20 protein-coding genes are annotated in these 21,493 nt (G+C 70.1%); 4 read left to right on the forward strand and 16 right to left on the reverse strand.

Annotated features, from left to right (window positions below):
• The first annotated feature begins 366 nt into the window (after positions 1 to 366).
• Positions 367 to 1,158, forward strand: a complete 792-nt coding sequence (locus tag EEJ42_RS18750; RefSeq protein WP_123101066.1) for an IPT/TIG domain-containing protein — start codon at positions 367 to 369, stop codon at positions 1,156 to 1,158.
• A 108-nt stretch (positions 1,159 to 1,266) separates the two neighbouring features.
• A complete protein-coding gene (locus EEJ42_RS18755) occupies positions 1,267 to 2,529 on the forward strand; it encodes an IPT/TIG domain-containing protein (protein WP_123101067.1) in 1,263 nt (420 codons plus the stop codon).
• 62 nt (positions 2,530 to 2,591) lie between these two features.
• Here the strand turns inward: EEJ42_RS18755 and EEJ42_RS18760 are convergent, their stop codons facing one another.
• From EEJ42_RS18760 to EEJ42_RS18810, 11 genes are all read right to left on the reverse strand, one after another.
• The gene (locus tag EEJ42_RS18760; protein ID WP_123101068.1) at positions 2,592 to 5,417 is read right to left on the reverse strand and encodes a DEAD/DEAH box helicase; all 2,826 of its coding nucleotides are present in this window, start codon (positions 5,415 to 5,417) and stop codon (positions 2,592 to 2,594) included.
• A 106-nt stretch (positions 5,418 to 5,523) separates the two neighbouring features.
• Entirely contained in the window at positions 5,524 to 6,486 is a 963-nt protein-coding gene (gene tatC / locus EEJ42_RS18765) for a twin-arginine translocase subunit TatC (RefSeq protein ID WP_123101069.1), read from the reverse strand.
• 62 nt (positions 6,487 to 6,548) lie between these two features.
• Positions 6,549 to 6,839: a Sec-independent protein translocase subunit TatA gene (tatA, locus tag EEJ42_RS18770; protein ID WP_123101070.1), complete on the reverse strand. Its 291-nt coding sequence runs from the start codon at positions 6,837 to 6,839 to the stop codon at positions 6,549 to 6,551.
• 212 nt (positions 6,840 to 7,051) lie between these two features.
• Positions 7,052 to 7,276, reverse strand: a complete 225-nt coding sequence (locus EEJ42_RS18775; protein ID WP_123101071.1) for a hypothetical protein — start codon at positions 7,274 to 7,276, stop codon at positions 7,052 to 7,054.
• Positions 7,277 to 7,393: 117 nt separating this feature from the next.
• Positions 7,394 to 7,657, reverse strand: coding sequence for a hypothetical protein (locus EEJ42_RS18780; RefSeq protein WP_055553417.1), 264 nt, complete (start codon positions 7,655 to 7,657; stop codon positions 7,394 to 7,396).
• Positions 7,658 to 7,666: 9 nt separating this feature from the next.
• Positions 7,667 to 8,626 carry a helix-turn-helix transcriptional regulator gene (locus EEJ42_RS18785; RefSeq protein ID WP_009719198.1) on the reverse strand — a complete coding sequence of 320 codons (960 nt, stop codon included), beginning with the start codon at positions 8,624 to 8,626 and terminating at the stop codon, positions 7,667 to 7,669.
• Positions 8,627 to 8,646: 20 nt separating this feature from the next.
• Positions 8,647 to 9,624 carry a helix-turn-helix transcriptional regulator gene (locus EEJ42_RS18790; RefSeq protein WP_123101072.1) on the reverse strand — a complete coding sequence of 326 codons (978 nt, stop codon included), beginning with the start codon at positions 9,622 to 9,624 and terminating at the stop codon, positions 8,647 to 8,649.
• Between the two features lie 126 nt (positions 9,625 to 9,750).
• The gene (locus tag EEJ42_RS18795; RefSeq protein ID WP_055553411.1) at positions 9,751 to 10,125 is read right to left on the reverse strand and encodes an FKBP-type peptidyl-prolyl cis-trans isomerase; all 375 of its coding nucleotides are present in this window, start codon (positions 10,123 to 10,125) and stop codon (positions 9,751 to 9,753) included.
• Positions 10,126 to 10,180: 55 nt separating this feature from the next.
• Positions 10,181 to 11,179 carry an FKBP-type peptidyl-prolyl cis-trans isomerase gene (locus EEJ42_RS18800; RefSeq protein WP_123101073.1) on the reverse strand — a complete coding sequence of 333 codons (999 nt, stop codon included), beginning with the start codon at positions 11,177 to 11,179 and terminating at the stop codon, positions 10,181 to 10,183.
• 127 nt (positions 11,180 to 11,306) lie between these two features.
• A complete protein-coding gene (gene pafA, locus EEJ42_RS18805; RefSeq protein ID WP_123101074.1) occupies positions 11,307 to 12,668 on the reverse strand; it encodes a Pup--protein ligase in 1,362 nt (453 codons plus the stop codon).
• A 9-nt stretch (positions 12,669 to 12,677) separates the two neighbouring features.
• Positions 12,678 to 13,937 carry an MFS transporter gene (locus EEJ42_RS18810; protein ID WP_123101075.1) on the reverse strand — a complete coding sequence of 420 codons (1,260 nt, stop codon included), beginning with the start codon at positions 13,935 to 13,937 and terminating at the stop codon, positions 12,678 to 12,680.
• A gap of 192 nt (positions 13,938 to 14,129) precedes the next feature.
• On the opposite strand from EEJ42_RS18810, the gene EEJ42_RS18815 reads away from it, so the two are divergent.
• Entirely contained in the window at positions 14,130 to 15,170 is a 1,041-nt protein-coding gene (locus EEJ42_RS18815; RefSeq protein ID WP_123101076.1) for a LacI family DNA-binding transcriptional regulator, read from the forward strand.
• 60 nt (positions 15,171 to 15,230) lie between these two features.
• On the opposite strand, the gene prcA is transcribed toward EEJ42_RS18815, so the two are convergent.
• From prcA to arc, 5 genes are all read right to left on the reverse strand, one after another.
• Positions 15,231 to 16,016, reverse strand: coding sequence for a proteasome subunit alpha (gene prcA, locus EEJ42_RS18820; RefSeq protein WP_123101077.1), 786 nt, complete (start codon positions 16,014 to 16,016; stop codon positions 15,231 to 15,233).
• Between the two features lie 54 nt (positions 16,017 to 16,070).
• On the reverse strand, positions 16,071 to 16,916 hold the full coding sequence (gene prcB / locus EEJ42_RS18825; RefSeq protein WP_123101078.1) for a proteasome subunit beta: 846 nt from the start codon (positions 16,914 to 16,916) through the stop codon (positions 16,071 to 16,073).
• Between the two features lie 110 nt (positions 16,917 to 17,026).
• Positions 17,027 to 17,245: a ubiquitin-like protein Pup gene (locus EEJ42_RS18830; protein ID WP_123101079.1), complete on the reverse strand. Its 219-nt coding sequence runs from the start codon at positions 17,243 to 17,245 to the stop codon at positions 17,027 to 17,029.
• A gap of 135 nt (positions 17,246 to 17,380) precedes the next feature.
• Positions 17,381 to 18,892, reverse strand: coding sequence for a depupylase/deamidase Dop (dop, locus tag EEJ42_RS18835; protein ID WP_123101080.1), 1,512 nt, complete (start codon positions 18,890 to 18,892; stop codon positions 17,381 to 17,383).
• Between the two features lie 262 nt (positions 18,893 to 19,154).
• A complete protein-coding gene (gene arc, locus EEJ42_RS18840) occupies positions 19,155 to 20,921 on the reverse strand; it encodes a proteasome ATPase (RefSeq protein ID WP_123101081.1) in 1,767 nt (588 codons plus the stop codon).
• Between the two features lie 257 nt (positions 20,922 to 21,178).
• Here arc and EEJ42_RS18845 point away from each other — a divergent pair, with 257 nt between their 5' ends.
• On the forward strand, positions 21,179 to 21,469 hold the full coding sequence (locus EEJ42_RS18845) for a ferredoxin (protein WP_055553393.1): 291 nt from the start codon (positions 21,179 to 21,181) through the stop codon (positions 21,467 to 21,469).
• Positions 21,470 to 21,493 lie beyond the last annotated feature (24 nt).

Below are 21,493 nucleotides of genomic sequence, written 5' to 3' on the forward strand. Positions count from 1 at the left end.
CGGGCGGACGGCATGTGACCGTCCGCCCGCCCGCCTTCTCTTCGGTGGGGGCGTACGACGGCGGAGAAAATCCGTTAACAGGTTTTAACCCTACTTACACATGAATTCCCGGTTGCTCCAGTTCCACCTTCCGCCCCCTTCACCCGATGGCTTAAATCGGAAGCAGCGAGATGGACGGCGCCCCTCGCACTCGGCGCCGAGTCGCTTCATTCCGAAGACCCGCCCCCAGGCACCGGCCCCGAGGCCACGGGTCTTTCACCCGCCCTTCCCGCGCACCGGGACGTCATCCGCGGTCGCGTAGCGCGTCAACCATCGGCCTGCTCTCCGCGCTTCCCGGCGCAGCGGCTCCATCGAAGGAGAAGGATCATGGCAACCATCACCTCGTTGGTGGACACCACGACCAACACCAACCAAGGCAAACCCGGGGACACCGTCCAGATCAACGGCACCGCGATGGGCACCACCACCAGGGTGAACTTCGGTGCGGCAACGGTCACCCCGACGGGCGTCACCGCCACCCAGGTCACCTTCGTCGTGCCCAGCACGGCGCCGTGCTCCGGCCAGGTCGCCGTCAGCGTGTCCAGCAACACCGGCGCCACCAGCAACGCGCTGCCGTTCTTCGTCATCGCCGCGCCGACGACCACGGCCCTGAGCGTCAGCTGCCTACCGGCCGCCACCGGTGGCGCGGCGACCCTGTTCGGCACCAACTTCCTGACCGGCACACAGGTCGGGGTGGGCACCGTCGGCAACGTCGCGGTCAACCCGACGCAGACCAACCAGGTCACCTTCACCGCCCCGGCCAACCCGGGTCAGGTCGCCGACGTGTCCACCCAGGCCGTGACCATCACCACGGCGGGCGGCACCAGCGCGTCGGGCACCACCCTGGTCGACTACTACCTCACGCCCGCCATCACCACGGTGGCTCCCGCGACGGGCACGGCCGGAGACGACGTCACCATCACCGGAACCTCCTTCGTCGGCGTCGACACCGTCACCTTCACCGACAGCGCCGCCGCCACCGCCACCGCGGTCTTCACACCCATCAGCGGCACCCAGGTCGTCGCCACCGTGCCCGGCGGGCTCGCCACCGGCGCCGGGACCATCACGGTCCACACCTGCGGCGGGACCTCCAACGCCGTGGCCTTCACCATCACCTGACGGCCGGGGACGACCGAGCGCCGACAGCGTCACCGCACGTCGCCCGCCCTGGCCGACAGCCGCCGGCCAGGGCGCCGCCGTTCGAGGTACGAGAAGGAGAACCGCGTCATGGCCCCCATCGTGACCAGCGTCAGCCCCGCCCAGGGCACCCCGGCGGGAGGCACCCCCGTCACCATCACCGGCTCCGGCTTCACCGGCGCCACCGCGGTCAGGTTCGGCTCGAGCCTGGCCACGAACGTGGCCGTCGTGAGCGGTACGCAGATCACGGCCAGGACGCCCGCGGGGACCGGCACGGTCAAGGTCACGGTCACCGGGCCGTCGGGGACCAGCACCCAGAACGTGTTCTTCACCTACACCACCGTCGCGGCCCCCGTTCTCACCTCGCTCAGCCCGGCCTCGGGTCCCCCGTCCGGCGGCAACACGGTCACGATCAACGGCACGAGCCTCAGCGGGGCCACGCAGGTGCTCTTCGGCCCCAACCCCGCCACCATCCTCACCAACACCCCCACCCAGATCACCGTCACCGCCCCGGCGGGCACCGGCAGCGTGGCCGTCGTCGTCACCACCCCCGGCGGCACCAGCAACGCGCTCGGCTACACGTACGCCGCCGCCCCCGCGCCGTCCCTCACCAGCCTCAGCCCGGCCTCGGGGCCGACCTCGGGCGGCAACATGGTCACCCTCAACGGCACCAACCTCTCCGGGGCGACCTCGGTCATGTTCGGGATCAACGCGGCGGCCATCCTCACCAACACCGCCACCCAGATCACCGTCACCGCGCCCGCAGGGCCGCCGTCCGCGGTCAACGTCACCGTCACCACGCCGGGCGGCACCAGTAATGCGCTGCCGTACTTCTACCTCACCGCGCCGATCGTCAACGATCTCTCCACCCACCTCGGCCCGGCCACCGGAGGCAACACCGTCACCGTCTTCGGCAGCAATCTGACCCTCACCACCGCCGTCGCCTTCGGCGGAAACCCGGCCACCGCCATCAACGTGATCTCCGACAGCCAGCTGACCGTCACCGCCCCGGCCGGGTCCGGCACCGTCCAGGTCACCGTCACCACGCCCGGCGGCACCAGCTCGACGGGGAGCGGGAACCCGCACTACACGTATCTCGGCGCCCCGCTCCTCACCAGCCTCAACCCGCCGAACGGCCTGGACACCGGGGGCGAGTCGGTCGTGCTCGTCGGCAGCAACCTCACCTACACCGACGCGGTGACCTTCGGCGGCGTCCCGGCCTCGTTCGCCGCGATCTCGGACACCCAGGTCGTCGCCACCACCCCCGGCGGGCCGCCCGGGGTGGTGAGCGTCGTGGCCCACACCCCGGCCGGGAACAGCAACGCCCTGCCGTTCACCTACGACCCGTCGTGATCCCGGCCCCGCGGGGCCGGTGCCAGGGCCCCAGGGCCCCAGGGCCTCAGGGCCTCAGGTCGTCAGCCGACGGAGGAGTACGCCACGACCCCGCGCAGCAGCCCGTCGACCGCCTTGCGGGCGTTGCGCGCCACGCTGCCGTCCGGGGCGGCCGCCGCGATCTGGCCCAGCACGTCGATCAGCTGCTTGCACCAGCGCACGAAGTCACCGGCGGGCATGTCCACTTCCCGCAGCAGCTCGTCCAGCCCATGGCCGGACGCCCAGCGGTAGGCGGCCCAGGCGAAGCCCAGATCCGGTTCGCGCTGGCCGACCCCCTCGGCCTGGTTGATCTTGTGCTCCTCCTCCAGAGCGTCCAGCCGGCCCCAGATACGGACCATCTCCCCCAGCGCCTCCTTGGCGGGGCCGGTGGGGAGCTTGGGCGGCAGCGCGTCGTCCGCCGCCCGGGACTCGTACACCAGCGCCGAGGCGCACGCCGCCAGCTCGGCGGGCTTCAGCCCCTCCCACACGCCGTCCCGCAGGCATTCGCTGGCCAGCAGGTCCAGCTCGCCGTAGAGCCGGGCCAGCCGCTTGCCGACGTCCGTGACCTCGTCACCGCGCAGATAGTCCAGCTCGGACAGCAGCGCGCAGATCCGGTCGAAGGTGCGGGCGATCGTGTTCGTCCGCCCCTCGATGCGCCGCTCCAGCTGGCGGGTGTCGCGCAGCAGGCGGTGGTAGCGCTCGCCCCAGCGGGCGTGGTCCTCGCGGTCGGAGCAGCCGTGGCAGGGGTGGGCGCGGATGGCGGCGCGCAGCCGGGCGATCTCGGTGTCGTCGGCCGCGCGGGAGCGCTCCTTGCGGTGCCGCCGCACATCGTGGTGACCGGCCTTGGTGCGCAGCGCGGACGCCAGGTCACGGCGGGACTGCGGACTGCGCGGATTGAACGACTTCGGGATCCGCATCCGGTCCAGCGGCTCCACCGGCACCGGGAAGTCGATCGACGCCAGCCGCTTGACCTGGCGCTCGGCGGTGAGCACCAGCGGGCGCGGCCCGTCGTGGTGCTCGAAGCCGCGGTGGCCGTTGGACCGCCCGGCGGCCAGTCCCGGGTCCAGCACCAGGGCGAGCCCGGCGAACTTGCCGGTGGGCACATGGATGACATCGCCCGGGCGGAGCTTCTCCAGCGCCACAGCGGCGGCCGCCCGGCGCTGTGCGGCGCCCTGCCGGGCGATCTCGGTCTCGCGGTCCTTCAGCTCGCGGCGCAGCCGCGCGTACTCGTCGAAGTCGCCGAGGTGGCAGGTCATGGAGGCGCGGTAGCCCTCCAACCCCTCCTCGTTGCGCTGCACCTGACGGGAGATCCCGACGACCGCCTTGTCCGCCTGGAACTGGGCGAACGAGGTCTCCAGCAGCTCCCGCGAGCGGTGCCGGCCGAACTGGGAGACCAGGTTGACCGCCATGTTGTACGAGGGCTTGAAGGACGAGCGCAGCGGATACGTGCGCGTGCCGGCCAGGCCCGCGAGGGCGGCCGGGTCCATGGCGCGCTGCCACAGCACCACCGCATGGCCCTCGACGTCGATGCCGCGCCGCCCGGCCCGCCCGGTCAACTGGGTGTACTCACCGGGGGTGATGTCGGCGTGCTGCTCCCCGTTCCACTTGACGAGCTTCTCCAACACCACCGAACGGGCGGGCATGTTGATGCCCAGCGCCAGGGTCTCGGTCGCGAACACCGCCTTGACCAGGCCGCGGACGAACAGCTCCTCCACGACCTCCTTGAAGGTGGGCAGCATCCCGGCGTGGTGGGCCGCGATGCCCCGCTCCAGGCCCTCCAGCCACTCGAAATACCCCAGCACATGGAGGTCTTCGTCGGGGATGCCGGCGGTGCGCTCCTCGACTATCGCCCGCACCTGGGCGCGCGCCGCGTCGTCGTTGAGCCGCAGCCCCGCGTACAGGCACTGCTGGACGGCCGATTCGCACCCGGCCCGGCTGAAGATGAACGTGATGGCGGGCAACAGCCCCTCGGCGTCGAGCCGATCGATGACCTCCGCTCTGCCCGGGGTCCAGATCCGGCTGCGCTGGCGCCGCTCGCGCTCCCGGTCGGCCTCCCGCATGTTGTTCCGCCCCCGGCGCTTGTCGCGGCCGAAGGCGGGGCGGCTGTTCTCCATCCGGGCCAGCCGGACGAGGTCGGGATTGACCTCGCGGCGGCCGGACTGGTCGCCGTCCCGGCCGCTCTTCTCCTCGAAGAGGTCGTACATCCGGCGCCCCGCCAGCACGTGCTGCCACAGCGGCACCGGGCGGTGCTCGGAGACGATCACCTCGGTGTCACCGCGCACGGTGTCCAGCCAGTCGCCGAACTCCTCGGCGTTGGAGACCGTCGCGGACAGCGATACGAGGGTCACCGACTCGGGGAGGTGGATGATGACCTCTTCCCAGACGGCGCCGCGGAAGCGGTCGGAGAGGTAGTGCACCTCGTCCATCACCACATAGCCGAGGCCGAGCAGCGACTGCGAACCCGCATACAGCATGTTGCGCAGCACCTCGGTGGTCATGACGACCACCGGGGCCTCGGAATTGACGCTGTTGTCCCCGGTGAGCAGGCCGACCTTGTCGGCGCCGTAGCGCTTGACGAGGTCGGCGTACTTCTGGTTCGACAGCGCCTTGATGGGCGTGGTGTAGAAGCACTTGCGGCCCTGGGTGAGCGCCAGGTGGACGGCGAACTCGCCCACGATGGTCTTGCCCGAGCCGGTGGGGGCGGCGACCAGCACGCCCTTCCCGGCCTCGAGGGCCTGACACGCCTCGATCTGGAACGGGTCCAGCGCGAAGGCGTACATCTCGCGGAAGGGGGCCAGCGCGGTGGCCTGCTCGGCGGCCCGGATGCGGGACGCAGCATAGCGCTCGGCGGGAGATAGCTCGTCGGTCATCGTATGTACGAGACTACCGGCCACCTCCGACAACGCACGCGATCTTTACGGCGGGATGGGGATCGGGGCCCGCCTGGGCGGGCCCGGTCATCCGTCGGCGGGCCGCTTACGTGACGTCGTCGTAGCCGTTGCGCCGGGCCGGATCGTCACCGGCGGGCAGCTCGCCCGCGGAGACGCGCTCGGTCTCCTCGATGGCCTCCGGCGTCAGATCCAGGCTCGACGCCTCGTCGTCGCTCAGGCCGAAGTCGGGGTCGGCCTCCCGGCGCCGCGCCCTGCGCCGGTCGTTGACCATGGCGACGGCGACCGCGCCGAAGTAGAGCACGGTGACCGGCCCGGCCAGGGCGAACATGCCGATCGGGTCGGTGCTGGGGGTGGCCACCGCGCCGAAGACCGTGATGCCCATGATCATGGCCCGCCACCAGCCGAACATCCGGCGCCCGCTGAGGATGCCGGTGAAGTTCAGCAGGATCAGCAGCAGCGGCAGCTCGAACGCCAGCCCGAAGACGACGATCATGCGGGTGAGCAGATCGAGGAAGTCGTCCAGCGGGAGGAGGTTGCTGGCCCCGCCGGGCGTGAAGTCGAGGAGGACCTTGGCGCTGGTCGGCAGGATCTTGTACGCGAAGAAGGCGCCGCCGACGAACAGCGGCACGCCGAGGCCGACGAAGAAGAGCGAGTACTTCTTCTCGTTGCGGTGCAGACCGGGCGCGAGGAACGCCCACAGCTGGTACAGCCACACCGGGGTGGCGAGGACCACGCCGGTGGTGAAGGAGACCTTCAGCATGATCGTGAACGGCGACAGCAGACCGTTCACGGTGAAGTACGCGCAGTTGTTCTTGCTGGCGTGGTCGGCGTTGAGCTGGGACAGCCGGACCCCGGGGCAGCCGACTGAATCCAGGACCGGCTTCATCAGGAAATCGACGATGTTCTTGTAGAAGAACATCGCGACGATCGTGATCACACAGATCGCCAGGACCGATTTCACCAGCCGGTTGCGCAACTCGCGCAGGTGGTCCGCGAGGGGCATCCGCCCCTCGGGGTCCTTCTCCTTCTTGCGGGCAGACTTGAGCAACCCACGTCCTCATCTCGTGCGTCAGACGGCGGCCATCGATGCCGCCTTCAAGTGGCCCCGGGTCAGCGCTTGGTGGTGTCGCTCGGTTCGGCCACCGGACGGGAGCTGGAGACATCGCCCGGGGCGGCCTGGATGGTGCGGTGCGCGCCCTGGTCCTGGCCGGGGTTCGGCGGGTCGGCCGGGGCGTTCTCGTCCTGCTTGCCCTCCGACTTCATCGCCTTGGCCTCGCTCTTGAGGATGCGGGCCGACTTACCCAGCGAGCGCGCCATGTCGGGGAGCTTCTTCGCACCGAACAGCAGCAGAACGACGATCAGGATGAGGATGATCTCGGTAGCGCCGAGCTTTCCGAACATATTCGTCTACCTTCTCACCGGGGCGGCTGGGGGTGGGGCTGCCGACCGTTCGGACAGGAGTCCGGCAGCCGTGCTGTCAGCGATCGTAGCGCGCAGGGGTAAATGCAGGGCAATCCCCATGCAGACGCCTGGTTGCGGCCCTCCGCCTCGTTTCCAGGGCCACGACCAGCCAGCGTACCCCGCTTCCCTGTGATGCAGCAGAGCGCCGCCGATCAGTGGCCTTGGGCGGCGCCCTCGTCCCGGCGCACCGCCCCCACCTGCGCACTCAGCGGCCCGGTGGCCCGCTCCAGGTCCTCGGCGGCGCGGGTGATCCGCGCGGAGCTGTCCGACACCTGCCGGGCCAGTCTGCGCACCTGGGTGTAGACCCGTACGGAGAGCACGGCGAGGACGGCGATTCCGCAGAAGGCGAGGGTGAGGGCGAGCATCGGCCAGAGCATGGGGCGAGCCTATCGGGGCCGCCGCGGCGCCCCCGCGGCGGTCAGACCGTGAAGTGGCCGTCGGACCGTCGAGTGGCCGTCGGACCGTGGAGTGGCCGTCGGACCGTGGAGTGGCCGTCAGACCGTCGAGTGCAGCCGCAGGGTGCGCACCCCGCCGCCGGTGAGCAGTTCCACGATCCGCTCACCCGCGGGCTTGCGCACCGCGCTGCCGCAGTCGGGGCAGGTGAAGGAGTAGAAGGTGGTGCGGTCACTGGCCCCGATCGCCAGCCGCAGCGCACCGGCGGCCAGCTCGAACCGGCCCCGGCACTCCGGACAGGCTGCCTTGAAGATCACCGAGGTGGGATTCCCCCCAGCGGTCACTGTGTGCGTCCCTTCACTCACCGCAAGCCGTCACTCACCGTACGCCGCGAGCGCATGCCGCGCCGCGTCCCGAGCGCTGTCCGCGAGCCCCTGCGGCGCGACGATCCGGCCGTCCCTGCCGAGCCGCAGCGCCAGCCGCCGCAGCGATCCGGGGTCGGGGGCGCGCAGGGTGATCCGCAAGCCCCCGTCGGGCAGCTCCTCCGCGCTGTCGTGCGGGTAGTACTCGGCGACCCAGCGCCCGCCCGGACCGGTCTCGACGACCACCTCGGGGTCCTCGGCGCCGGTCTGCACCAGCCCGGTCGACGGATCGGAGAGGTCGCGCAGCTCGATGGGCGGCGGGTCGGACGCCTCGTCCAGCAGCTTGATCTCCACGACCCGGTCCAGCCGGAAGGTGCGGCGCGCCTCCGACAGCCGGCACCAGGCCTCCACATAGGTATGGCCCACGGCGAACAGCCGGATCGGATCGACCTCGCGCTCGGTGACCTCGTCGCGCGCGGGCGAGTAGTAGCGCAGCCACAGCCTGCGGCGCTCGGAGATGGCCCGGTCGACGTCGGCGAAGACGCCGCCCTCGGACTCGAAGGTGACCGAGAGCCGGGAGCTGGCACCCGCCACCTCGCCCGCCGCGGCCTCCAGCTTGGCGGTGGCCCGCAGCAGCGCCTCCCGGTCGCTCTCGCGCAGCCCGGGCAGGGTGGCGACGGCGCGAGCGGCGACCAGCAGCGCGGTGGCCTCGTCGGCGGCCAGCCGCAGCGGCTCGGCGACATCGTCGGGGTTGTGCCACCAGATGCGCTCGCCGTCGGTGTCGATGTCCAGCAGGTCGCCGCCGCGGAAGCTGGTGCCGCACAGCGGCAGCACGTCGAGGTCGGCGATCAGCTCGTCCTCGCTGATGCCGAAGGCGCGGGCGACCTCGGCGACGCGGGCACCGGGGCGCTCCCGCAGATACGTCACCAGGGACAGCATCCGGCGGGTCTGGTCAATGGCATTTCCGGCCATGATGAAGTCGTTCCGTCCCCTCAGCCCTTGGCCACGGCGCGCAGCCGATCGACGACGTCCGCCCGCAGCTCGTCGGGCGCCAGCACGACCACCTCCGGGCCGAATTCCACGAGCCAGGCGTCCAGTCCGTGCCCGTACGGGATCTCCAGCTCGTCCCAGCCGTCGTCCCCGGTGCGGGTGGTGAGCGCCCTCGCCCGCAGCGGATAGCCGTGCCCGGCGCGCACCCTGATCCGGGCGGTGCCGGTCGCGGTCTCCCCCGCCCAGGACTCCACGGTCTCCCGCACGGTCGAGTGGTCGGGCACCTCGGCGGTGTACGCGCCGGAGCGCAGCCGCACCCGGCCGGTGATCCGCGAGAGCCGGAAGACGCGCTCGGCGGACCGCCCGCGGTCCCATCCGGCGAGGTACCAGTGGCCGCGCCAGCACTCCAGCGTCCAGGGCTCGACCTGGCGCTGCTCGGGGCGGGCGGCGTTGGACTTGCGGTAGTCGAAGACGACCGGGCGGCGGTCGCGGCAGGCGAGCATCAGCGGCTCGAACGCGGCCTCGTGGACCGGGATGTGCGGCTGGAGAGCGCTCTGCGGCTGGGTGTCGTACGGGTCCTCGGCGACCGGCATCCCGGCGGCGCGCAGCTTCTGGAGCGCGCCGCTCGCAGCGCCCGCGAGCCGGGCCTGCTGCCAGACCTTGGCGGCGAGGCCGAGGGCGGCGGCCTCCTCGGCGTCCAGCGTGATCGGGGGGAGGCGGTTGCTGTCCCGGCGGGCGAGGTAGCCGACTTCGCCGTCGAGGCCCTCCACCGTCTCGATGACCAGGCCGAGTTCGCGCAGATCGTCCTTGTCGCGCTCGAACATGCGGTTGAACGCCTCGTCACCCGCGGTGGTGGACCCGCTCGTCCCCTCCAGGTACGCCTCTATGGAGCCCCGCAACTCCCGTTTGGTCAGCGGACGCCGGGTTCCCAGCAGGCACAGCGCCAGATTCATCAGCCGCTCGGCCTTGGCAATCGCCATCGACGCCCTTTCTTCTTGACCTTACGACCGTGACCGTACCGCTCCGGGCACGCACCGCAAAAGCCGAGGCCCCCGCCCACCGGCGGGAAGACCTCGGCTCCGGCTTTCACAGCTCCGCGGGAGGTCTCAGACGGAGACCAGGTCACACACGAAGATCAGCGACTCGCCCGGCTTGATCCGGCCGCCGCCGGCGCCACGGTCGCCGTAGGCCAGGTGCGGCGGGATGATCAGCTGGCGGCGTCCGCCGACCTTCATGCCCTGGAGGCCCTGGTCCCAGCCGGAGATGACCTGGCCGACACCGAGCTGGATGCGCAGCGGGGTGCCGCGGTTGTAGCTCGCGTCGAACTCCTCGCCGGTGGAGAAGGCCACGCCGACGTAGTGGACGGCGATGTTGTCGCCGGCCTTGGCGGCGGGCCCGTCGCCCTCCCAGATGTCCTTGATCTCCAGGTCCGCCGGCGGCTCGCCGCCCGGGAAGTCGACCTCGGGCTTGTCGATGCTCACGAAATTGCTCCTCGTTACGTTGTGGGCAACCCGCACACCCTACAGAACGGCCGAGCTACAGAACGGCCAGGATGTCGACGGTGAAGACCAGGGTGGAGTTGGCGGGGATGCCCTTCTGGGCCTTCTTCCCGTAGCCCAGGTCCGGCGGTACGACGATCAGCACCCGGCTCCCGGCCTTCTTGCCCGTCAGCCCCTGCGACCAGCCCTTGACGACCTGCTGGAGGGAGAACTGGGCCAGCTCGCCGCGCTTGTAGGTGGAGTCGAACTCCTTGCCGCCGTCCCACAGCACGCCCTTGTACTGCACCAGCAGTGCGTCCTTGGCCGTGACCTCGGGGCCGTCGCCCTCGATGACGTACTCGGAGGCGAGCTTCTTCGGCGCGTCCTTCTTCTTGGGGACGGTGATGGTGGGGGCCTTGCCATCGGTGTTGTCCGACACCTTGGGCAGGTCGAAGTTGCTCTGCGCCACCTTCTTGCCCTTGGCGGAGCTCTTGGCGTTGAAGGCGCCCTCGATGTCGATGACGAACACCAGGGTGTCCGTGCCCTTGATGCCCGCCTGCGGCTGGCCCTGCTTGCCGTACGCGTACGCCGGCGGAACGGCCAGCTCCAGCCGGCTGCCGACGGAGCGGCCCACCAGTCCCTGGTCCCAGCCCGGCAGCACCTGGCCCTTGCCCACGGGGAAGGCGGCCGTCTGCTTCTTGTCGTAGGTGTTGTCCACGACCTTGCCGGTGTTCCAGATCTGGGCGAGGTAGTTCACCTGGACGTAGTCGCCCTTGGCCGTCTTCGCCCCGTCCCCCTTGATCACCGTCTTGACCGCGAGGTCGGAGGACGGCTTCCCGCTGCCCTTGGCGACCTTCGGCTTCTCACCGAACTTCTTGCCACCGGTGATCTCCGGCACCGGCCCGCTCACGATCTTCCCCGTAGGAGCAGGTGAGGGCGACTGCCCGGTCGGCTCCTGGGAGGGCTTGGCCTTGTCGGATCCTGACTGGTCGTCACCGCAGCCCGCGAGCGTGAGCAGGCCCGCGGGCACGGCAAGGAGTACGGAGCGTCGGCGCACGGAGTCCTCGTTTAGGTAGATCTTGCGATGGCCAATGCGCGCCACTTTACGGCGTGACGCGGGCCCCGTCCGAGAAACGCACGGGGCCCGCGTCATACATAAGCCGTACGCCGACTCAGGCGACCGCCTACATACCGGCGATGAGTTTCTCCACCCGGTCATCGACCGAACGGAACGGGTCCTTGCACAGCACGGTGCGCTGCGCCTGGTCATTGAGCTTGAGGTGCACCCAGTCCACGGTGAAGTCGCGGCGCTGCTCCTGGGCACGGCGGATGAAGTCCCCGCGCAGCCGGGCGCGGGTCGTCTGCGGGGGCACCGACTTGCCCTCGAAAATCTTCAGGTCGTTGCACACCCGGGCCGCCTGACCGCGCTTCTCCAGCAGGTAGTACAGGCCCCGGCGGCGGTGGATGTCGTGGTAGGCGAGGTCCATCTGCGCGATCCGCGGATGGGACATCGTGATGTTGTTCTTCGCGCGGTACCGCTCGATGAGCTTGTACTTCATCACCCAGTCGATCTCGGTGGCGATCCGGTCCAGCTCCTCGGTACGGATCGCCTCCAGGGTGCGGCCCCACAGCTCCAGCACCCGCTCGACGGTGCCGGTGCGGATGCCCCGGCGCTCACAGAAGTCGACGGCCTTCTCGTAGTACTCCTGCTGCACCTCCAGGGCGGACGCCTCGCGCCCGCTGGCGAGCCGCACCTTGCGCTGCCCGGTGATGTCGTGGCTGACCTCGCGGATCGCCCGGATCGGGTTCTCCAGGGTCAGGTCGCGCATCACCGTGCCCGCCTCGATCATGCGGAGCACCAGGTCGGTGGCGCCGACCTTGAGCAGCATCGTGGTCTCGGACATGTTGGAGTCGCCCACGATGACGTGCAGCCGCCGGTAGCGCTCGGCATCGGCGTGCGGCTCGTCGCGGGTGTTGATGATCGGCCGGGAGCGGGTCGTCGCCGAGCTGACGCCCTCCCAGATGTGCTCGGCGCGCTGGCTGACGCAGTAGACCGCGCCACGCGGGGTCTGGAGCACCTTGCCCGCTCCGCACAGCAGCTGCCGCGTCACCAGGAACGGGATGAGAATGTCGGCGAGCCGGGAGAACTCCCCGTGCCGGGCCACCAGATAGTTCTCGTGGCAGCCGTAGGAGTTGCCGGCCGAGTCGGTGTTGTTCTTGAAGAGATAGACGTCGCCCGCGATTCCCTCCTCGTGCAGGCGGCGCTCGGCGTCGACGAGCAGACCCTCGAGAATGCGCTCGCCGGACTTGTCGTGGGTGACCAGTTCGGTCACGTTGTCGCACTCGGGTGTGGCATATTCCGGGTGCGAGCCCACGTCGAGATAGAGGCGGGCGCCGTTGCGCAGGAAGACATTGCTGCTACGGCCCCACGAGACGACACGGCGGAAGAGGTACCGCGCCACTTCGTCAGGAGACAACCGGCGCTGTCCCCTGAATGTGCACGTGACGCCGTACTCGTTCTCCAGCCCGAAAATGCGGCGGTCCATGCCTGAACATTACGCCTGATGGCCTGCTCTGAAACCGGGTTCGGCGGCATGGCTGCGATCATTTTCCTGACGGACTCCATCCGGCGTTCGCCGCGGCCCCTCCCCCAGGTACCTCCGGGCCGCCAGCAGGACCACCAGCGCGGCCACTCCGGCGGCCCCCGGGACGGCGAATCCGAGGCCCGTGCCGCCCAGCTCCACGGCCGGTCCTGCCGCGGCCGCACCGACCGAGCTGCCCACCACGAAGGTGGTCACGAGCCACGAGAACGCCTCGGTGACGGTACCGGCCGGGGCGTGCCGGTCGATGACCACGAAGGCACACGCGAGCGCCGGGGCCAGGAACACCCCCGCCACGCCCGCCAGGGCCGTCATCGCGGCAACGCCCGGCACCAGCACCAGCGGCACATAGCCGACCGCCAGGGCGGCCACCAGCAGCCGCAGCCGCCGCTCGGGCGGGCCGGCCCACGGACGGGCTCCGTAGACCACACCGCCGACCAGCGCGCCCACGCCGAGCGCGGAGAGCAGATAGCTGGAGACCAGGCCGCCGCCGTGCTCGTCGGCGTACGCGACGGCGGCCACCTGGATCGCCCCGAGCGCGATCCCGACGAAGAAGAACGAGCCGAGCAGCACCAGCATCCCGGACGAACGCAGCGCGCCCAGCCAGTGCGCCTCGCGCGGCGCGGAGCGCCACCGCCGGGACGGCGGGGACACCACGACGGACAGCGCGCCCAGGACCCCGGCGGCGTTGATGACCAGCAGCGCGGCCGCCGTGGACCATCCGGCGACCAGCAGGGTGACCAGCAGCGGGCCGACGGCGAACATCACCTCCTGGGCCACGGCGTCCAGCGCGTACGCCGCGTGCACCTGGTCGGAGCGGCGCAGGACGTCCGGCCACAGGGCCCGCAGCCCGCCCTCCAGCGGGGGCGTGAACAGGCCCGCGACGAGCATCGCGGCGTACGCCACCGGCAGCGGATCGAGGCCCACCACGGCGAACAGTGCCATCCCGAGCGCGGACACCACGGCGGCCGGGAGCATCACCCGCGGCTGTCCCCAGCGGTCCACCGCCCGGCCCAGCAGCGGCTGCCCGACGGCGTTGGCCACCCCGTAGACGGCCGAGAGCGCCCCGGCGAGCGCGTAGCTCCCGCCCTCGGCGCGGGCGAAGAGCACCACGGCGAGCGGGGCGGTGGCGTTCGGCAGCCGCCCGATCAGCGTGCCGGTGAGCAGCCGCGCCGCATGGCGGGTGCGCAGCAGTTCCCCGTAACCGGCCGCCATGCTGCCCCTCCTCGTGGGTCATGNTAACCGGCCGCCATGCTGCCCCTCCTCGTGGGTCATGTGCTGATGGGCAATGGATCAAGTTTTACGTATAACGACGCGCCGTTATACGTACCATGGCGGCCTGCCCCGGGTCCACCCGTGGCGGGCGAACACAGGCACAGGTACAGGGCCGGACGCAGCGGAGGCGAAGTGGCACACGGGACCGGACCGGCCGCGGCCGCGGCACGGGTCACCAGCCGGGACGTGGCGCGGAGCGCCGGAGTGTCCCAGGCGACCGTCTCCCTCGTGCTCGGCGACAAGTGGCGCGGACGGGTGTCGGAGCGCACCGCGGACGCCGTACGGGCCGCGGCACGCGAACTGGGCTACCGGCCGAACCTGGCGGCGCGCAGCCTGCGGCTGGGCCGCACCCGGACCGTGCTGCTCGTCGTCCCGGCCCTCACCAACGAGTTCTTCGCCCACGTCTACACCGGCGCCGCCCGCGTCGCCGCCGACCACGGCTTCGGCGTGGTGCTCTACCCCTCCCCCGAGGGCGTCGGCCCCGCCCGGGACCCCTTCGACTCGGCCCGGGCCTCGCTCGACGGCGTGATCGCCTCCTCGATGGCCGCCGACGCGCTGGCCGCGGTGCGCGGGGGCGGGCTGCCGCTGGTGATGCTCGACAGCGACCCCGACGACCCGGCCGCCGCCTCCACCGTCAACCTGGACATCGGCGACGGCATGCGGCAGGCGGCGGAGCATCTGCTGGGGCTGGGGCACCGCCGGATCGTCCATGTGGCGGCGGCGGTGGACTCCTGGACGTTCCGGGTACGCGCCCGGGCCCTGGCCGGGGCGGTGCACGCGGTGCCCGGCACCGTGCTGCGCACCGAGCACGCGGCGCTGAGCGTCGAGGAGGGGCGGCGGGCGGCCCTACGGGCGCTGGGCGGCCCCGGTCCCCGGCCCACGGCGCTGATGTGCGACGACGACATCCTCGCCGCGGGCGCGTGCAAGGCCGCCCGGCGGCTGGGGCTGCGGGTGCCGGAGGACGTGTCGGTCACCGGCGTCGACGACCTGGCGCTGGCCACGGCGGTCGACCCGGAGCTGACCACCGTGCGGCTGCCCGCGCAGGCGGTCGGCGCGGAGGGCATGCGGGCGCTGATGGCGGTCCTGGACGGGAAGCCCACCGGGGACACGACGCTGCCCGTGGAGCTGGTCGTACGGGACTCCAGCGCCCTCCCCCGGCCCTCGGACGGATGAGGCACTGACGCCTGAGCCCCGGCCGCCGATCGGCCGGGGCTCATCACGACGGAACGGTGCCTACTCGGTGCTCTCCGACGACTCGCCGGACTCGCCGGACTCCGACGCGGACTCCTCCGTCTCCTCGCCGGACTCCGACGCCGCGCCGGAATCCTCCAGGAGACGGGCCAGCTGACGGCCCAGGATGCGCTTGAACTTCCGGGCCTGGGGCCGCTTGCGGTCCAGGACCGCGACCTCCAGCTGCTCGGCGGTGAGGCTGCGCTCGCCACCGTTGTTGTCCCGGGCCAGCGAGTCGACGGCCAGCTTGAGGGCCTCGGCCAGCGTCATGCCGTCCCGGTGGCGCTGGTCGAGATAGCTGCTGATCTGGTCGGCGTTGCCACCGACGGCGACCGAGCCGTGCTCGTCCACGATGGAGCCGTCGTGCGGCAGCCGGTAGATCTGGTCGTCGGCGGGACTCTCCCCGGTCTCGGCGACGATCAGCTCGACCTCGTACGGCTTCTCGGCGGCGCTGGAGAAGATCGTGCCCAGCGTCTGTGCGTAGACGTTGGCGAGGCCCCGGGCCGTGACATCGTCGCGGTCATAGGTATAGCCACGCAGATCGGCGTAGCGGACGCCGCCGATGCGCAGATTCTCGAATTCGTTGTACTTGCCGACCGCCGCGAAGGCGATCCGGTCATAGATCTCGCTGACCTTGTGCAGGGCACGGGACGGGTTCTCGGCGACGAAGAGGATGCCGTCGGTAAACTGAAGCACGACCACGCTGCGGCCGCGCGCGATGCCCTTGCGGGCGTATTCCGCGCGGTCGGCCATGGCCTGCTGGGGCGATACATAGAACGGGGTGGTCACCGGCTATCCGTCCCTCTCTGTCATTGGCGAATGCATTCCGGGTCAACCGTCCCCTCAGAGCAGGGCGGCGCGCGGGCCGTCCGGCTCTTCGAGCCGCCGCTCGTGGATGGCGCGGACGATGTCGGCCACCTCGTCCTCGGTGAACTTCCTGAAACCGTCCTCGGTGATGACCGTGACGATGGGATAAATGCGCCGGGCCAGATCGGGGCCACCGGTCGCCGTGTCGTCGTCCGCGGCGTCGTACAGCGCCTGGATGACGGCGGTGGCGGCCTGCTCCTCCGTCAGGTCCTCGCGGTAGAGCTTCTTGAGCGCACCGCGAGCGAACGTCGAGCCGGAGCCGGTGGCCGCGAAGCCGCGCTCCTCCGAGCGCCCGCCGGTCACGTCGTAGGAGAAGATGCGGCCCTTCTCCCGGTCCACGTCATAGCCCGCGAACAGCGGGACGACGGCCAGGCCCTGCATCGCCATGCCGAGATTGCCGCGGATCATGGTCGACAGCCGGTTGGCCTTGCCCTCCAGCGAGAGGACGGTGCCCTCGACCTTCTCGAAGTGCTCCAACTCCAGCTGGAAGAGCTTGACCATCTCCACGGCGAGCCCGGCCGTGCCCGCGATGCCGACGGCCGAGTACTCGTCCGCCGGGAAGACCTTCTCGATGTCGCGCTGCGCGATGACGTTCCCCATGGTCGCGCGGCGGTCACCGGCGAGCGCGACCCCGCCTGCGAACGTCGCCGCCACGATCGTCGTGCCATGCGGTGCCTCGATGGCACCCTGCACCGGGGGAAGCGGGCGGTTCCCCGGAAGCAGCTCGGGCTGATGCGTCCCGAGGAAGTCCATGAACGACGAGGAGCCGGGCGTCAGGAAGGCAGCCGGCAGACGCCCTGTGCTTCGAGTGTTGGCTTCCACACGATTCCTTCCACCAGATCTTGAAATGCTGATCGGACCTTACCCCTGGCCATGGAAGTCATCCGTCCTGCGTCCTCTCGATGAGGACACAGGACGGAGGGGGACGCGCCTTACTCTCCGCCCTTTTGCACGAAGGACCGCACGAAGTCCTCCGCGTTCTCCTCGAGGACGTCGTCGATCTCGTCCAGCACGGAATCGACGTCGTCGGAGAGCTTTTCCTGCCGCTCCTTGAGATCCTCCGCGGCCTGTGCGTCCTGCGCCTGCTCCTCGACCTCCTCGGTCTGGCGCGACGCCTTCTGCTGACCGCCGCCGGTGTCCTTGGTCGCCATGTCCCTCACCCCGCTCGGTTCGCCCGCTGATTCGATCGGTCTCAAGATCAGACCCTACAAGCAGGGTCCGACATCGGCCTCCCACTCGCTACAACGCGCGGAGGCCACCACGATGATTCCCGGTCGGAGGCCATTTCAGCCTCCGGACAGCACCCGCACCAGATCCTCGGCCGTGCGGCAGCGGTCCAGTAGTTCCTTGACGTGGTTGCGGGTGCCCCGGAGGGGCTCCAGCGTGGGGACCCGTTGCAGAGAGTCACGACCCGGGAGGTCGAAGATCACCGAGTCCCAGGAGGCCGCGGCCACGTCGTCCGCGTACTGCTCCAGGCAGCGGCCGCGGAAGTAGGCGCGGGTGTCCTCCGGGGGCTTGTTCTGGGCCCGTGCCACGTCGGAGTCGTCCAGCAGCCGCTTCATCTTGCCGCGCGCCGCCAGCCGGTTGTACAGGCCCTTCTCGGGCCGTACGTCCGCGTACTGGAGGTCCACCAGGTGGAGCCGGGCGGCGTCCCACTCCAGGTTGTCGCGCCTGCGGTAGCCCTCCAGCAGCTCGCGCTTGGCCACCCAGTCCAGCTCGCCGGACAGGGACATCGGATCGCGCTCCAGCCGGTTGAGCACGTCCTCCCAGCGGGTCAGCACGTCCCGGGTCTGGTCGTCGGCGTCCGCGCCGAAGCGGTCCTCGACGTACTTGCGGGCCAGCTCGAAGTACTCCATCTGGAGCTGTACGGCGGTGAGCGTACGGCCGCTGCGCAGCGTGATCAGACGCTGGAGCGTCGGGTCGTGCGAGACCTGGTGCAGCGTGCGGACCGGCTGGTCCACCGCGAGATCCACGGCGATGAAGCCGTCCTCGATCATCGACAGCACCAGCGCGGTGGTGCCGAGCTTGAGGTAGGTCGACAGCTCGGAGAGGTTGGCGTCGCCGATGATCACATGGAGCCGGCGGTACTTCTCGGCGTCGGCGTGCGGCTCGTCGCGGGTGTTGATGATGGGCCGCTTGAGGGTGGTCTCCAGACCCACCTCGACCTCGAAGTAGTCGGCCCGCTGACTGATCTGGAAGCCGTGCTCGTGCCCGTCCTGGCCGATGCCGACGCGTCCGGCGCCCGTGACGACCTGGCGGGAGACGAAGAACGGCGTCAGGTGGCGCACGATGTCCGAGAAGGGGGTCTCCCGCTTCATCAGGTAGTTCTCGTGCGTGCCGTAGGACGCGCCCTTGTTGTCGGTGTTGTTCTTGTACAGGTGGATCGGCTGGGCGCCGGGCAGCTCGGCGGCGCGCATGGCGGCCTCGGCCATGATGCGCTCGCCCGCCTTGTCCCAGAGCACCGCGTCCCGCGGGTTGGTGACCTCGGGCGCGGAGTACTCGGGGTGCGCGTGGTCGACGTAGAGCCGCGCACCGTTGGTGAGGATGACGTTGGCCAGGCCGATGTCCTCGTCCGTGAGCTGGCTGGCGTCCGCGGACTCACGTGCGAGGTCGAAGCCGCGGGCGTCCCGCAGCGGGTTCTCCTCCTCGAAGTCCCAGCGGGCGCGGCGCGCCCGGTGCATCGCCGCCGCGTAGGCGTTGACGACCTGGGATGAGGTGAGCATGGCATTGGCGTTCGGGTGCCCCGGGACGGAGATCCCGTACTCCGTCTCGATTCCCATCACGCGCCGTACGGTCATGCGGCCCTCCTTGCCCGGCGCGGCCCCAGGCCGGGGCCGGCGCTCAAGTACCGCTGCGCTTCCGGTCCGCAACCGGCCTCCGAGCCGCCGCGCCGCGGGGCCGCGGCGGTACCGGCGAGCCGGATACGGCTGTGCGGTGCTGCGGAGATCATGACAGTCATTGCTCCGGTGGGGCTCGTAGGACTCATACGATGAATGCCGTCCGAAAAGCGCATCCGGCTGCGGATGCCCCGTCCAGGACATCCGCAGCCGGACAGCGGTGTTACAGGTACTGACCGGTGTTGGCCACCGTGTCGATGGAGCGTCCCGTGTCCGCGCCCTGCTTTCCGGTGACCAGGGTGCGGATGAAGACGATCCGCTCACCCTTCTTACCGGAGATGCGGGCCCAGTCGTCCGGGTTCGTGGTGTTCGGCAGGTCCTCGTTCTCCTTGAACTCGTCCACGCAGGCGGCGAGCAGATGGGAGACCCGAAGGCCCTTCTGGTTGTGGTCGAGGAATGCCTTGATGGCCATCTTCTTCGCCCGGTCCACAATGTTCTGGATCATGGCGCCGGAGTTGAAGTCCTTGAAGTAGAGGACTTCCTTGTCACCATTGGCGTAAGTGACCTCCAGGAAGCGATTCTCCTCGGATTCCGCGTACATCTGCTCGACGACCGACTGAATCATGCCGGCGATGGCGGCCTTGGGGGACCCGCCGTGCTCGGCGAGGTCGTCCGTGTGGACCGGCAGGGTGGCGGTCAGGTACTTCGAGAAGATGTCCTTGGCGGCCTCCGCGTCCGGACGCTCGATCTTGATCTTCACGTCGAGACGGCCGGGGCGCAGGATGGCCGGGTCGATCATGTCCTCGCGGTTCGAGGCGCCGATGACGATGACGTTCTCCAGGCCCTCGACACCGTCGATCTCGGAGAGCAGCTGCGGGACGATGGTGTTCTCCACGTCCGAGCTGACTCCGGAGCCGCGGGTGCGGAACAGGGAGTCCATCTCGTCGAAGAAGACGATGACCGGCGTGCCCTCGCTGGCCTTCTCCCGGGCGCGCTGGAAGACCAGCCGGATGTGCCGCTCCGTCTCACCGACGTACTTGTTCAGCAGCTCGGGGCCCTTGATGTTGAGGAAGAAGCTCTTCCCCGCGGGCTTGCCGGTGACTTCGGCGACCTTCTTGGCAAGGGAGTTGGCGACGGCCTTCGCGATCAGCGTCTTGCCGCAGCCGGGCGGGCCGTACAGCAGCACGCCCTTGGGCGGCCGCAGTTCGTGCTCCTTGAAGAGGTCGGGGTAGAGGTAGGGGAGCTCGACCGCGTCCCGGATCAGCTCGATCTGGTTTCCCAGGCCGCCGATCTTGGTGTAGTCGATGTCCGGAACCTCTTCGAGGACGAGTTCCTCGACCTCGCTCTTCGGCACGACCTCGTAGACGTAGCCGGACCGGGGCTCCAGCAGCAGGGCGTCACCGGGGCGGATGGTGGTTTCCAGCAGCGGCTCGGCGAGCCGCACCACGCGCTCCTCGTCGGTGTGCCCGATCACCAGGGCCCGCTCGCCGTCCTCAAGGACCTCCTTGAGGGTGACGATGTCCCCGGCGCGCTCGAACTCCATGGCCTCGACCACGTTGAGCGCCTCGTTGAGCATGACCTCCTGGCCTCGCCGGAGGTCATCGAGCTCGACGCTTGGGCTGACATTCACGCGGAGTTTACGGCCTCCGGTGAAGATGTCGGCTGTGCCGTCCTCGTTCGCCTGCAGAAAGGCACCGAAACCGGCCGGCGGCTGGGCGAGCCGGTCGACCTCCTCCTTGAGGGCCACGATCTGGTCGCGGGCCTCACGGAGGGTGTTCGCGAGCCGCTCGTTCTGGGCGGAGACTCCCGCCAGATTGGTCTGCAGCTCGACGATCCGCTCTTCGAGAATCCTCGTGTGACGCGGAGAGTCGGCGAGCTTGCGGCGCAGGACGGCGATTTCCTGCTCGAGATAGGCAACCTGACCGGCGGGGTCGTCAGACCCCCGCCCCGGCCGGATGCCGCGGTTGATGTCGTCGTCGTGGGCTGCCACGGTCCTCACCTCCTCCAAGGGGAGCTGGACGCTTCCTGACCCTACCTGGGCCGGTGCGGGTTGAAACCCCTAGATCACAAACCCGGTCGGCGTGTGTCCGATCTTCACCCTTGCGCACTCCCTCACGCCAGGTGAATACCCACCCAACAACATCGGAAAGCGAGCGGTTGTATCGTCGACCCGGTCAACACCCGCCAGGGCTGGCGATATTTAGTCAATGTTGAATCGCGTATCGAGGGAACGGCAGGCGACGCACCGTGCGGAACGAGGAGCTCGGCGATCTTGAAGTCTGGATTGACCAGGACCTGTGCACGGGGGATGGGATCTGTGCCCAGTACGCGCCCGAGGTCTTCGAACTCGACATCGACGGTCTAGCCTACGTCAAGAGCGCCGACGACGAGCTTCTCCAGGACAAGGGCGCGACCACCAAGGTGCCGCTGCCGCTGCTCACCGAGGTCGTGGATTCGGCCAAGGAGTGCCCGGGCGACTGCATCCATGTGCGGCGTGCCGCGGACAAGGTCGAGGTGTACGGCCCGGACGCCGAGTAGCGCCAAGCGCCGCGCGGCCGGGGC

The organism is Streptomyces botrytidirepellens (assembly GCF_003721215.1).
In the GTDB taxonomy this organism is placed as follows: domain Bacteria; phylum Actinomycetota; class Actinomycetes; order Streptomycetales; family Streptomycetaceae; genus Streptomyces; species Streptomyces himastatinicus.

Excerpts from the sequence above, each read along its gene's own strand:
- EEJ42_RS18775 (WP_123101071.1), bottom strand. The coding sequence starts at position 7,276 with ATGCTCTGGCCGATGCTCGCCCTCACCCTCGCCTTCTGCGGAATCGCC.
- EEJ42_RS18760 (WP_123101068.1), bottom strand. The coding sequence starts at position 5,417 with ATGACCGACGAGCTATCTCCCGCCGAGCGCTATGCTGCGTCCCGCATC.
- tatA (WP_123101070.1), bottom strand. The coding sequence starts at position 6,839 with ATGTTCGGAAAGCTCGGCGCTACCGAGATCATCCTCATCCTGATCGTC.
- EEJ42_RS18750 (WP_123101066.1), top strand. The coding sequence starts at position 367 with ATGGCAACCATCACCTCGTTGGTGGACACCACGACCAACACCAACCAA.
- EEJ42_RS18830 (WP_123101079.1), bottom strand. The coding sequence starts at position 17,245 with ATGGCGACCAAGGACACCGGCGGCGGTCAGCAGAAGGCGTCGCGCCAG.
- EEJ42_RS18755 (WP_123101067.1), top strand. The coding sequence starts at position 1,267 with ATGGCCCCCATCGTGACCAGCGTCAGCCCCGCCCAGGGCACCCCGGCG.
- dop (WP_123101080.1), bottom strand. The coding sequence starts at position 18,892 with ATGACCGTACGGCGCGTGATGGGAATCGAGACGGAGTACGGGATCTCC.
- EEJ42_RS18810 (WP_123101075.1), bottom strand. The coding sequence starts at position 13,937 with ATGGCGGCCGGTTACGGGGAACTGCTGCGCACCCGCCATGCGGCGCGG.
- pafA (WP_123101074.1), bottom strand. The coding sequence starts at position 12,668 with ATGGACCGCCGCATTTTCGGGCTGGAGAACGAGTACGGCGTCACGTGC.
- EEJ42_RS18790 (WP_123101072.1), bottom strand. The coding sequence starts at position 9,624 with ATGGCGATTGCCAAGGCCGAGCGGCTGATGAATCTGGCGCTGTGCCTG.
- EEJ42_RS18785 (WP_009719198.1), bottom strand. The coding sequence starts at position 8,626 with ATGGCCGGAAATGCCATTGACCAGACCCGCCGGATGCTGTCCCTGGTG.